The 12,519-nt window shown below is 67.8% G+C and carries 9 protein-coding genes; 3 read left to right on the top strand and 6 right to left on the bottom strand.

Annotation, left to right across the window (positions count from 1 at the left end):
* Positions 1–645: 645 nt before the first annotated feature.
* Together ACPCJR_RS10595 and ilvD are read right to left on the bottom strand one after the other, a co-directional pair.
* Positions 646–1,533, bottom strand: coding sequence for a tetratricopeptide repeat protein (locus ACPCJR_RS10595; protein ID WP_391512333.1), 888 nt, complete (start codon positions 1,531–1,533; stop codon positions 646–648).
* Positions 1,520–3,250 (bottom strand): dihydroxy-acid dehydratase, encoded by a 1,731-nt coding sequence (gene ilvD, locus ACPCJR_RS10590; protein ID WP_391512334.1) that lies wholly within the window; start codon positions 3,248–3,250, stop codon positions 1,520–1,522. Before ilvD ends, ACPCJR_RS10595 begins: the two co-directional genes overlap by 14 nt.
* Before the next feature lie 341 nt (positions 3,251–3,591).
* Between ilvD and ACPCJR_RS10585 the strand changes: the two genes are divergently transcribed.
* Together ACPCJR_RS10585 and ACPCJR_RS10580 are read left to right on the top strand one after the other, a co-directional pair.
* On the top strand, positions 3,592–3,801 hold the full coding sequence (locus ACPCJR_RS10585) for a hypothetical protein (RefSeq protein WP_391512335.1): 210 nt from the start codon (positions 3,592–3,594) through the stop codon (positions 3,799–3,801).
* Complete coding sequence (locus ACPCJR_RS10580) at positions 3,798–4,331, top strand: hypothetical protein (protein WP_391512336.1); 534 nt, start codon at positions 3,798–3,800, stop codon at positions 4,329–4,331. Before ACPCJR_RS10585 ends, ACPCJR_RS10580 begins: the two co-directional genes overlap by 4 nt.
* Positions 4,332–4,343: 12 nt before the next feature.
* Here the strand turns inward: ACPCJR_RS10580 and eutC are convergent, their stop codons facing one another.
* On the bottom strand, positions 4,344–5,126 hold the full coding sequence (eutC, locus tag ACPCJR_RS10575; protein ID WP_391512337.1) for an ethanolamine ammonia-lyase subunit EutC: 783 nt from the start codon (positions 5,124–5,126) through the stop codon (positions 4,344–4,346).
* Positions 5,123–6,505, bottom strand: a complete 1,383-nt coding sequence (locus ACPCJR_RS10570; RefSeq protein WP_391512338.1) for an ethanolamine ammonia-lyase subunit EutB — start codon at positions 6,503–6,505, stop codon at positions 5,123–5,125. The genes eutC and ACPCJR_RS10570 overlap by 4 nt, the downstream gene beginning before the upstream one ends.
* Before the next feature lie 652 nt (positions 6,506–7,157).
* On the opposite strand from ACPCJR_RS10570, the gene oxlT reads away from it, so the two are divergent.
* Entirely contained in the window at positions 7,158–8,456 is a 1,299-nt protein-coding gene (gene oxlT / locus ACPCJR_RS10565; protein ID WP_391512339.1) for an oxalate/formate MFS antiporter, read from the top strand.
* A gap of 1,356 nt (positions 8,457–9,812) precedes the next feature.
* On the opposite strand, the gene ACPCJR_RS10560 is transcribed toward oxlT, so the two are convergent.
* On the bottom strand, positions 9,813–11,126 hold the full coding sequence (locus tag ACPCJR_RS10560) for a B12-binding domain-containing radical SAM protein (protein WP_391512340.1): 1,314 nt from the start codon (positions 11,124–11,126) through the stop codon (positions 9,813–9,815).
* Positions 11,123–12,481, bottom strand: a complete 1,359-nt coding sequence (locus ACPCJR_RS10555) for a B12-binding domain-containing radical SAM protein (RefSeq protein ID WP_391512341.1) — start codon at positions 12,479–12,481, stop codon at positions 11,123–11,125. Before ACPCJR_RS10555 ends, ACPCJR_RS10560 begins: the two co-directional genes overlap by 4 nt.
* Positions 12,482–12,519 lie beyond the last annotated feature (38 nt).

The following is a 12,519-nucleotide window of genomic DNA, read 5'->3' as shown; positions in this document are numbered from 1 at the left end:
GTACAGGAGCGTCACCGATCGTTGCAAGACTCGAATTTTCAGAAACGCGGTGCGATGAGAACCAGCTTCGTATCGTCTTGGGGCGTCCTGCTATGTGGTAACGACGTGGGCCTCCTAAGATTGCCCAATAATCACGAAAAAATCCAAAGGCTGGCACTTGACTGTGTATCTTATCGCGATACCCGCGCACGTCTAGCTCTATGACTCCGGGGCACTTTTTTATCTCGGGAAATGTAGCTCTGAAATTTATTGGAAAATATTGCGGACCTGCTGGGGCGGCGCTTGCTTGGATTGGTGAGGCGCCGACATCCGGTTCGGATGATGTCGCACTGGAGGCGGCGCCAGATGCCCGACTCAGCGAGTCGTCACCCGTAGCCTCCTGTGATGAGACCGCCGACACGTGCCATTGCGTTGATCTTCCACCCTTCACATCGAGTGCCTCAATGATCAGAAAGCCCGGGGCGTCAGTATCGCCCGACTGGAGATGAATTTTACCGGATAGTACGGTCCTGCAAGCCGCTTGTCCCTCGCCGATAAACAGCGCGCTCACGCCGAGCGCCGAGAGGCAAGAGAGACGACAGATCTGGGCGATGCCGGCATGAAGTCGGCCCGGCAGAGTGCCGGGCCCCTTCACCTCTGGCTTCGTCACCGCCGCCGCCGGGTCGAGCCCGTCGACAGCGATTGCGCCTGGGCCATCGCATCCGCCCGGTCGGCCTCGTTGGCCGAGGCCCAGGCCTTCTCGTAGAGATCGACGATCCAGGTGTCGGACGCGCCCTGCGCCCCGCCGCGAGCGATGGCGAGCCAGGTCAGGCCCTTGACGGTCTGGCGCTGCACGCCGGTGCCGTTGACGAGCATGTCGCCGAGCAGCGCCTGGGCCGGGCGGTGGCCCTTCTCGGCGGCGAGGTTGAACCAGCGTGCGGCCTTGCGCGGATCCTGCTCGACGCCGGTGCCGTCGAGATAGAGCCGGGCGAGATTGTACTGCGCGTTCGGGTCGCCGAAATACGACGCCGCGTAGTTGAACATGTCGTAGGCGCGCTCGGGGTTCGGGCGCACGTAGGTGCCCTTGATCCCCTCCAGGAAGTAGGTGCCGAGCGCGTTGAAGGCGCTCGCGACCACGCCGGAATTCGGCGTGTCCGGCGAGTCGTCGGTGTTGTCGTCGGCGATCCGCGAAAAGTACTCGAACGCCTTGAGGTCGTCGTGGGGCACGCCGTCCCCGTCCGCGTACATGCGGCCGAGCTTCCACAGGGCCAGGGTCTGGCCCTGGTCGGCGGCGTATTCCAGCGCCCGCACGGCGCCCTGCTTGTCGCCCGCGTTGTAATCGCGCACGCCCGAGCGCAGGGCGTCGCGGCCCGAACGGTACCCCTTCTCCGGGACCGGCGTGCGCGCGCTCGCGTCCAGCGCGGTGCCCGGATCGACGGCGGTGAGCATCAGCGCGAAGCCGAGGAAGCCGGCGAGAAGCCCCGCCCGGAGCCGACCCGGATCGGCCCCGGCCGGCCACGCGGGCCGGAGAGGGGCAGTCCTAGATGTCGGCATAGATGGTCGTCTCCCCCGCGCCGCCCGGATGGGTCACGGCGCCGTTCACCGCAGGCCCCACGGTCTGCGCGTATTTCCAGAGGTAGCCGGAGGTCGCGGCATTGCCCCGGGGCGTCCACGCGGCGCGGCGCTGGGCCAGCTCCTCGTCGGAGAGCGCCACGTCCAGCGTGCCCTTGATCGCATCGAGGGTGATCATGTCGCCGTCGCGCAGCAGGCCGATCGGCCCGCCGATCGCGGCCTCGGGGCCGACATGGCCGACGCAGAAGCCGCGGGTCGCGCCGGAGAAGCGCCCGTCGGTGATGAGGGCGACCTTGTCGCCCATGCCCTGGCCGTAGAGGGCGGCCGTGGTCGAGAGCATCTCGCGCATCCCGGGGCCTCCCTTCGGGCCCTCGTAACGGATGACCAGAACGTCGCCGGGCTTGTAGGTGCGGTTCTGCACCGCTTCGAAGCAGGCCTCCTCGCCGTCGAAGACGCGGGCCGGTCCGGTGAAGACCTGTTGCTCGGCCGACATGCCGGCCACCTTCACGATGGCGCCCTCGGGGGCGAGGTTGCCCTTGAGGCCGACCACGCCGCCGGTGACGGTGATGGGCTTGTCGGCCGGGCGCACCACGTCCTGATCCGGGTTCCAGGCGACCTTGGCGAGGTTCTCCGCGATCGTCCGGCCGGTGACGGTGAGGCAGTCGCCGTGCAGAAAACCGTGGTCGAGCAGCGTCTTCATCAGGAGCGGGATGCCGCCGACCTCGAACATGTCCTTGGCCACATAACGCCCGCCGGGCTTGAGATCGGCGATGTAGGGCGTCTTGCGGAAGATCTCGGCCACGTCGAACAGGGTGAACTCGATCCCGCATTCGTGGGCGATCGCCGGCAGGTGCAGCGCCGCGTTGGTCGAACCGCCCGAGGCCGCGACCGTGGCGGCGGCGTTCTCCAGCGCCTTGCGGGTGACGATGTCGCGCGGGCGGATGTTCTTGGCGATCAGCTCCATCACCTTCTCGCCGGCGGCGGCGCAGAATTGGTCGCGAATCTCGTAAGGGGCGGGCGCGCCGGCCGAGTAGGGCAGGGCGAGGCCGATGGCTTCGGAGACGGTGGCCATGGTGTTGGCGGTGAACTGCGCGCCGCAGGCGCCGGCCGAGGGGCAGGCGACCCGCTCCAGCTCGTCGAGATCGTCGAGGCTCATGTCGCCGACGGCGACCTTGCCGACCGCCTCGAACAGGTCCTGCACCGTGACCGGCCGGCCGCGGAAGGAGCCGGGCAGGATCGAGCCGCCGTAGATGAAGATCGAGGGCACGTTGAGGCGCACCATGGCCATCATCATGCCGGGCAGGGACTTGTCGCAGCCGGCCAGGCCCACGAGGGCGTCGTAGGAATGGCCGCGGATGGTCAGCTCGACCGAGTCGGCGATGACCTCGCGCGAGGGCAGCGAGGCGCGCATGCCGCCGTGCCCCATGGCGATACCGTCGGTGACGGTGATGGTGCAGAACTCGCGCGGCGTGCCCTTGGCGGCGGCCACGCCCTTCTTCACGGCCTGGGCCTGGCGCATCAGCGAGATGTTGCAGGGTGCAGCCTCGTTCCAGCACGAGGCGACGCCGACCAGCGGCTGGTGGATCTGCTCCGTCGTCAGGCCCATGGCGTAGAGGTACGAGCGGTGGGGCGCGCGCTCGGGCCCTTCCGTCACGTGCCGGCTCGGCAGCTTCGACTTGTCGGTCTGACGCGCGTCCATCGCTGTTCTCGGCCCCGGTCCTGTTACGCCCCCGAGGCCGCGCGGTACCGGATACGGCCCAGCGCGGAAAAACGTCCTTCGACGTCCTCGAAACTCTGCGGTAAGGCGTTGGAGCGACAGCGTTTACCGCGACCCCGGAAGTCGTCTCGGTTTATGGTGGGATTGCGGCGCTCGAAGGCACAGCTCAAGGCAAAGTCAGGTTGCTTTCGCGGTGTGTCGGGTCCGCAACAGCTCAGCTTGCGCCGGCCCGAAGCGGACTTGTCTTCGCAAGCAAGCATCGACCTCTTTGCACCCTCTGGTAGCATGACGGGTGTTGCAAGGATGGGTGAGATGACTGTCCCATGGCCGAAGGCGAGCGGCGATCGTTACGCGGCGGCAAGATGTTCGCCCGCGATCCATGGTTCGGCCTGCGAGACGAGGATCGTTTCGACGAGTTCCGCCGCTGGTGGCATCGGGAGAAGTCGGGCGGAAGCGATCTGATGACTCGCGAGGAGGCCTATCTTACATATCGGGAATGGGTGCGGTCTCATCCGCCCAAGCCGAAGGGTTGAAGATGAACACCCCGTTAGGCCTTCTGACCTTTCGGAACGATCGCATCGGCGCCTCTTCAAACGGTGACGAAGATCGTCTCGTGGCCGAACTCGCCGAGCTCGGGCGCAACCCCAATGATCGCAGCGCTGCAGATTTGGCAGCGCGAATCATGTCTCGAACCACATCGGCGAGACTAAGGAATGCCGCTGTTCTGGCATTGGTGGATCTCGATGCTCGGAGCAAGGTCTCTGACATCGTGAACCTCTTGCGCCAGCCCGGCATCGATTGTTCGGCCGGCACGCCTTTGTTCGCTCTCGGCGAACTGGGAGGGCGCCTGCCACTCGACGTGGCGGTGAAGCTAATCGCGAAGGGGTCTTTCGAGGCGCGGGCCGAAACGCTGACGTTCATGGAAGAGGGGCGGATCGACGATACGAGCGAAGCGTCGGCCGCCGACGCCCATGCATCACTCACGAGAATCGCTGCGGGCAGCGATCTCGAGGCGGCTGAGGCCGCCACCCTGGCTCTGGCCTATCTGTCCGACACGCTGTGAACCGTCCGACGCTCACTTCGCTTCGAGCGCAGGATCGGGCGTCCCCGCCTCGATCAGCCGGTCGCTCTCGTCCTTGAGATTCACGCCCGTCAGCCCGCGTGAAAAAGCCTGGGTCAGGAGCCAGTTCAGCTTGAACGCGGCGAGATCGAAGCCGAGGCCGGCCGGGCGGACGTTCGAGACGCAGTTTCGTTCCGCATCCGTGCGTCCGGGCTTCGGTGCGAAGGTGAGGTAGAGGCCGAGGCTGTCGGGGGAGGACAGGCCGGGACGCTCGCCGATCAGCACCACCACTGCCCGGGCCTTCAGGGCGGCCCCGACCGCGTCGCCCAGCGCGACGCGGGCCTGCGTGGCGATCACCACCGGGCCCAGCCGCCATCCGGCCCGCTCCGCGTGCGGCCTGAAGGCGGCGAGCATCGCGGCGGCGCCCTCGTGGACCGCCCGGGCCGAGAGGCCGTCGGCCACGACCAGGGCGAGGTCGACGGGCTCCTGCGCGGCTTCGGAGAGGGCCTTCAGGCTCTCGGGCGAGAGGCGCCGCCCGTAATCGGGCCGGCGCAGATAGGTCGCCCGGTCCGGCGCCCCCGAACTCACCGCCAGGGTGGCGAATCCGAGGGCTTCGATGGCCCCTGCCACCGCCCCCGCATCCATCGGCGTGTGGACGGCGTCGCGGGCCTGGGCATGGGCGAGGCCGAACTTCAGCACCTCGCGGGTCGGCAGGCCGGCGCCCGCGCGACCCAGCCCGATCCGGGCCGGCGTGAGGCGGGCCAGTCGTTGCCAGAGGTCGTCGCCCGGGGCGCTCATGCGGCCAGATCCGGCGCGGCGGTGAGCAGGCGGGAGGCGGCGCCGCCGGGGAGGAGCGCGCCGTCCGTGTCGGTCAGCCCGATGCGGGCGAGCCATTCCTCGAATTCGGGCGCGCGCTTCAGGCCCAGCACCTCGCGGACGTAGAGCTGGTCGTGGAACGAGGTGGACTGGTAGTTCAGCATCACGTCGTCGGCGCCGGGAATGCCCATCACGTAGGTGCAGCCCGCCGCGCCCAGCAGGGTCAGGAGCGTGTCCATGTCGTCCTGATCGGCCTCGGCGTGGTTGGTGTAGCAGACGTCGACGCCCAGCGGCACGCCCATCAGCTTGCCGCAGAAATGGTCCTCCAGCCCGGCGCGGATGATCTCCTTGCCGTCGTAGAGATATTCCGGGCCGATGAAGCCGACCACGGTGTTGACGAGAAGCGGCCGGTAGCGGCGGGCCACCGCGTAGGCGCGGGCCTCGAGGGTCTGCTGGTCGATGCCGTGATGCGCGTCCGCCGAGAGGGCCGAGCCCTGGCCGGTCTCGAAATACATGACGTTGTCGCCGAGCGTGCCGCGCTTGAGCGCCAGCGCCGCCTCGTGGGCCTCGCGCAGGATCGGCAGGGTGACGCCGAAGCTCTCGTTGGCCCGCTGCGTGCCGGCGATCGACTGGAACACGAGATCGACCGGCAGCCCGCGGTTCATCGCGTCGAGCGTCGTGGTGACGTGAGTGAGCACGCAGGCCTGCGTCGGGATCTCCAGCCGCCCGATGATCCCGTCGAACAGGTTCAGCAGGGTGCTCATGGTCTGGATCGAATCCGAGACCGGGTTGATGCCGATCACCGCGTCGCCGCAGCCGTAGGAGAGGCCGTCGAGGATCGAGGCGGTGACGCCCGCCGGATCGTCGGTCGGATGGTTGGGCTGGAGCCGCACCGCGAGCGTGCCGGGCAGGCCGATGGTGTTGCGGAAGCGGGTGACCACCCGGCACTTTCGCGCCACCAGGATCAGATCCTGATTGCGCATGATCTTGCACACGGCCGCGGCGATCTCCGGGGTCACGCCCGGTGCGATCCGGGCCAGCGTCTCGGAGGAAGCGGTGAGCAGGAACTCGCGGAAATCCCCGACCGTCAGCCCGGCGATCTCGGCAAACGCCGTCTCGTCGTGGTCGTCGAGGATGAGGCGGGTGACGTCGTCCTCCTCGTAAGGGATCAGCGGCCGGGCCAGGATCTCCCTCAGCGGCACCTCGGCGAGGCACCAGCGGGCGGCCATGGTCTCCTCGGCCGATTCCGCGGCGATGCCGGCGAGGCAATCGCCGGAGCGCACCGGCGTCGCCTTGGCCATCAGCGTCGCCAGATCGGCAAAGACATGGGTGCGCGGGCCGACGGTGTGACGGTAGGGCATCGGACGCTCCTTGGCCTCGTCCGACAGGATGCAGGCTTCGCGCGGCCTGTCGAGGCGGTTTCGTGCGGGCGTGCCGGGCCGGCCCGAGGCACGTCCCGCATTCTCAAGCCCGGAGCAAGAATGGCGCCGCAGCGGTGCCTCCGCCTCGCCCGGCGAACGCCCGCCGCTCGGGCGAGACGCGAATCGTTTCGGAGAGGCACTTCCAAGACGCCGCCTGAGAGCGGACAGTCGATCGCCAGCCGCGGCCTCCGGATCGGGCCGAAGCGTGGGCTATTCAGACGGTCGATTCCGAGGCCGAATACGGATGCGGACCATCTCGCAACTGCGAGAAGCCTTGCACAGGTTGGCCGACCCTCGCGGGAAACGCTGCGCAAGGCGCGCGGAGGGTGCGAATTTCGGTGGGATTCGCACGTTTTCTCAGAGGGTTCCGAGCGAGGCGGTATCGTCATCCATCACTTTCGTGTCAGAAGACAGCATTATTTCGCTTGATTGTCCTTCTGGCATACCAAATAATGCATACCACCACACGGGGGGATGGCGACGGCCGCGGAACCGGGTGGGCAGAAATTGGACCTGAAACAAACCGCATCGACGCGCCTCGCACCGACCGAGCCCGGTCTTCGCGTCAATGAAGGAACGAGGGAGCACGCTCATGGCAACGTCGTCCATTGCCCCGGATCGACCTGTAGTAACGCCGAACCGATGGTTTCAAATCGTCCTCGGCGTGATCTGCATGGTGGCCGCGGCCAACATTCAGTACGCCTGGACTCTTTTCGTTCCTGAGATCCAGAAGACCTTCGGCTGGGATCGCGCCGCGATCCAGGTGGCCTTCACGATCTTCGTCGTCGTCCAGACCTGGCTGACCCCGATCGAGGGTTACTTCATCGACAAGTACGGTCCGAGCCGTGTCGTGATGTTCGGCGGCCTGATGACCGGCCTGGCCTGGGTTGTGAACTCCTACGCGACCTCGCTGTCCGGGTTCTATCTCGGCTCCGTCCTCGGCGGCATCGGCGTCGGCTGCGTCTACGCCACCTGCATCAACAACGCCCTGAAGTGGTTCCCGGACAAGCGCGGCCTGGCCGTCGGTCTGACCGCGGGCGGCTACGGTGCGGGCTCGGCGCTGACGATCCTCCCGATCGCCAAGATGATCGACGCCGGCAGCTACGCCCAGGCGTTCTTCACCTTCGGCCTGATCCAGGGCACGGTCATCATCCTGGCCTCCATCTTCATGCGCTCGCCGGCCAAGGACGAGGTCAAGTTCTCGACCAAGGTTCTGCAGACCCGTCGCGACTACACCCTCGGCGAGGCGCTGCGGACCCCGGTCTTCTACGTCATGCTGCTCATGTTCACCTGCACGGTGACCGGCGGCCTGATGGCGGTGGCCCAGCTCGGCGTCATCGCGACCGACCTCGGCGTGAAGAACTTCCAGGTGAACCTGTACTTCTTCGCCATGGCCGCGCTGCCCTTCGCCCTGATGCTCGACCGCGTCATGAACGGCATCTCGCGTCCGCTCTTCGGCTGGATCTCCGACCGGATCGGCCGTGAGAAGACGATGTTCATCGCCTTCTCGATGGAGGGCATCGGCATCGTGGCGCTGGGTTACTTCGGCTCCAACCCCTGGGCCTTCGTGATCCTCTCCGGCATCGTGTTCCTGGCCTGGGGCGAAGTGTACTCGCTGTTCAGCGCCACCGCCGCCGACACCTTCGGTTCGAAGCACATCGGCAAGATCTACGGCGTCCTCTACTGCGCCAAGGGCTTTGCTGCGCTGTTCGTGCCGGTCGGCAACCTGCTGATGCAGGCGACGGGCACCTGGTCCTCGGTGCTCTACACCGTGGCGGTGATGGACCTGATCGCGGCGGCGCTCGCGGTGGCCGTGCTCCGGCCGATGCTGAAGCAACACCACCTCAACAACAACGCGGCGGTGCCGAACGCGGCCCTCGCCCACGCCTAAACGCGGACACGTCCGCCGCCCGCTCCGGCGGGCGGATCAAGAAGGCCTCGCCGGAGACGGCGGGGCCTTTTTGTTTGCCGCGACGACCGGGGCGGCGTCCCGCTCCGTCAATTCCGAGCCCGGAAGTCGATCGCGGGGCGCCTCCGGATCCGGTCGCAAGACCGGCTCCGTCGACGATCCGTGCCTCGGCGCTGGGGTGCGCTCCGGCAAGGTGAGCCACGAGGGAAACGCGTGGTGGAGACGGTATGACACCGGCTGACGCCGCTTGGGATACCAGATGCCAAATCCCAGCCATGCAAGATTAGCATGAGAAGGCTCGGAATGACCGTCCAGAACGGTCTGGCAGCCGCCGACGGCATGGCATTGGGGTAGTCGACCCCTGAACCCTTGGCGGGAACTGGCTTGAACCGATCGGACGCAACGCCCCGCCGAGCATCCGCATCCGTCCGGCAAGCCGGTGGTGCGGCCGCAAGCCTCGGCACCGCCGCGTGATGCCAATCGAAGCGATGAAGGGAGGTCGCAGGCCGGGCCGAATGCGGGCGGGCTCAGGCCAGGCAGCGGTCAAGCGCCCATGGTCGGGTCAGCGGCAAGGCGGGCCAAAACAAAAGGCCCCGTTTCCGGGGCCTCGGTCTCACGAACCATCCTGCGGAGTGAGGATGGTGGGCGCGACAGGGATCGAACCTATGATATCGTCTCCGGCTGATCGACTCGGCCTTCGCCCCTCTCCGTCATCGCGAGCGTCAGCGAAGCGATCCAGGGGCGCGACTTTTCCGGACAGGGCCGCGCCCTGGATTGCTTCGGCTCCGCCTCGCAAGGACGACGCAAAAGACCGAAGCGATCAACCGGAAATCGTATGACCCCTGCCATGTCTGGGGGCGGTCGTGGATGCGGCACGGCGGCTGGCGCTTGCGGCTCGGCGGTGCCTCGGGACCGGCCCGGTAGAGCGTAACGCCGTTGAAGTCGACCCAGCCGTCGATGCGATCCCGCTTCCACCGGAGCCCGAGGATCGCGTCGGACCGGGTGCCCGAGTAGAAGCCTCTCTCCAAGGATTGCTCCAGGTCTGCATCCGCTGGAACACGATGGGCATAACGGTCAGGAGGCCGCCGAGGGTGCGCGGCGTCATGCCCTTGCCAACGAGCTTCACCGTCTTGTGCCTCCACTTGCGTCGGGCGATGTCCTCGGCGTCGGTGCCGGCCACGACGTAGACCGGCTCGGGCCGTTCTGAAGCGGCCCCGAGCATGCCGCTGCCACGAGGCTGCCCCAGCCGACAATCCCGGCCGCTGGCTTCTGAGCGCAACCGTGCCGGAACGGTTCGACAACGGGCTCTGGACGAGCTTCGAAGTGAGCTGACAGCCCTCACCGGGGCGGAGGGAACGTCCAGAAGAACGCGCCCGCGCGCCCGCCCTGGAGCGAGGCCTGCCGCGTCAGGAACCGGCACTCCGACGCGAGGGCGGCCTCGCTCCAGCCGGTGCAGGAGGTCATCTTCAGGGAGACCGGGTCGTATTCGAGGCGATGCTCGGGGGGCGAGCGCACCATCAGGCCCGAGGGCAGCACCACGCAGTGATAGACCCGGAGCGCACAGGGCAGCCGGCGGGCGCGCTCGAAGTTGCGGCGAAAGGTTTCGGGATTGTCGCCGGGCAATCCCAGGATGATCTCGACGGCGAGGCTCGCCACCGCATCGAGCTTGGCGAAGGTCTCGTCGAAGCGCCGCTCGTCGTAGGTGCGGTCGACATGGGCCAGCACCGCGTTGTCGAAGCTCTGCAGGCCGATGCCGACATAGGCGTTGCTGACGGTGGCGAGGAAGTCGAGATGCTCCTGCCGCACCGCCGCCGGATAGACCTCGCAGATCAGCCCGTGACGCTCGAAGAAGCTACTCTCCTCGGCGGCTCGCCGGAGGTTGAGGAAGGCGTTGCGGTTGAGGTTCAGCCCGGCATCGACGAGGAGCGCCGCGTAGACATCGTGGCCGGCGATGGCCTCGAACTCCTGGGTCAGATGATCGACCGCCCGCACGCGCTTGGGTGATTCCATGGTTCCCCACTCGCAGAACGAGCAGGTGAACGGGCAGCCCCGGTAGGTCTGGAGCACGCCGAGGCCGCCGTGCTGCACGAGGTTCAGCGCGTAGGGCGAGGCGAGGCTGTCGAGGTTGGCCAGCGGCCGTGCCGGGGTCTCGCGCCAGCCCGCACCGTCCCGGACGGCGACGCCGCGCAGGGTGCCGAGTGCGGCCGGCGTGCGCTGTTCGAGCGAGACGATCTCGAGGAAGGTCTCCTCGCCCTCGTTGATGACGAGAACGTCGATGTCGTCCGCCGCTCTCGAGAACGGCGGCCGCGCGAACATCACCGGCCGGGCCGAGGGACCGCCGAAGACGACGAGCCGGGCGGGGTCGTCTTGCTTGATCAGCGCGGCGACCCGGCAGAGGAAGGGCAGCGACCAGAGATAGGCCGAGAAGCCGACGATGTCGGGGTCGAAAGCGGTGATCTCGCGGGCGACTCGCTCGGCGTCGCCGTCGGTCAGATCCCAGACCCGGCAGACGAGACCGGGAAGGGCGGCGGCGCGCAGGGTGGCCTCGACCATGCGCAGGCCGAGATTGGGCACGAAGCTCGGCATCGCCGGATCGCGCTCCGGGTACTGCGCCACCAGCGCGATTCGCAGGCCGGAGCGGGCCGCTTTCATCGCGCGGCGGCCTGCCGCCACGAAGCGCGGGCTTGGGTGACGCGCTCGGGCTGACGGGGGAAGGCCCACCAGAACTCGCCGGCCTTGCCGCCGGCGGCGAGCGCCCGGCGGCGCAGTTCCGCCCGGGTGCGCGCCACCGCGTCCTCGCTCCATCCCTCGCAGGAGCGCATCGTCAGCGTGTGCGGGTCGAACCGGACATTCCATTCGGGGCGGCTGCGGGTCAGCAGCGCGTCGGGCAGGACGAGGCAGTGATAGACCCGGACGCTCGCGGGCAGCGACAGGGCGTAATCGAGGGTGCGGAAGAAGCCCTCCGGCGTATCTCCGGGCAGAACCGCGATGATCTGCAGCTCGATATTGGTGACGCGGGCCAGCGCCCGCACCGCCGCCTCGAAGCGGGGCGAGTCCGAGGGGCGGTCGTGCAGGCGCAGCACCGCCGGGTCCATCGACTGCATCCCGACGCCGAGATAGGCGGTGCCGATCTCCTCGATGAAGGCGAGATGCTCGTCGCGCACGATCGAGGGATAGATCTCCGCCCAAAGCAGGGTTTCCTTGAGGAAGCCCGAGCGCTGGTTGGCGAGCCGAAGGTTGCGGAAGGCGCCGATGTTCAGGTTGAGGCCGGCATCGAGCAGGAACACCGCCGGCGCCTCGAGGGTGCGGAACGCGTCGAGCTCGCGGGCGATGTAGTCGGCCGAGAAAGAGGCCTTGCTGTTCTCCTTCGTGCCCCACTCGCAGAAGCGGCAGGAGAGCGGGCAGCCGCGGAAGCTCTCGAGATAGGCCACGCCCCCCGGCGGCATCAGCCCGTGCGCGTAGGGCGAGGCGATCCGGTCGAGGGCGGTGATGGGCGGGCGCCGCTCGGTCCGTAGCCAGCCGGTTTCGGTCGGCAGCGTCACCCCGCGCACCCGTTCCCACGCGGCGCGGTCGCGTTGGGGCAGCCGCGCGATCTCGCAGATGATCTCCTCGCCGTCGCCCTCGACAACGGCGTCGAGATAGGCATGAGCCGGGCGGTAGGGTTCGAGATCGAAGAAGGCGGATCGCGCCGAGGGACCGCCGAACACGATGGCGAGCGAGGGGCGGCGCGCACGCAGGGCCCGGGCCACCGCGATCATGGCCGGCGCCGACCAGACATAGATCGAGAAGCCGACGAGGTCGGGTTCGAAATCCAGAATGTCCGCGACGTAAGCCTCGATGTCGGCGGTGCGGCGGTCGAAGAGCCGCACGGATGCGTCGGCGAGATCGGCATCACCGAGCAAAGCCGCGTGAATGCGCCGGATGCCGTAGCTCGGGAGCAGCAGCTCGCCGAGTTCCTGCGCATCGGGGCGCGGCGTCATGCAGACGAGGGCGATGCGCCGATGCATGGGGGAGGACGGCTCAAGCATGGTTTCGCGATGACCCG

Source organism: Methylobacterium sp. NPDC097929, assembly GCF_049543375.1.
In the GTDB taxonomy this organism is placed as follows: Bacteria; Pseudomonadota; Alphaproteobacteria; order Rhizobiales; family Beijerinckiaceae; genus Methylobacterium.
This window is presented reverse-complemented; position numbering and strand designations above follow the sequence as displayed.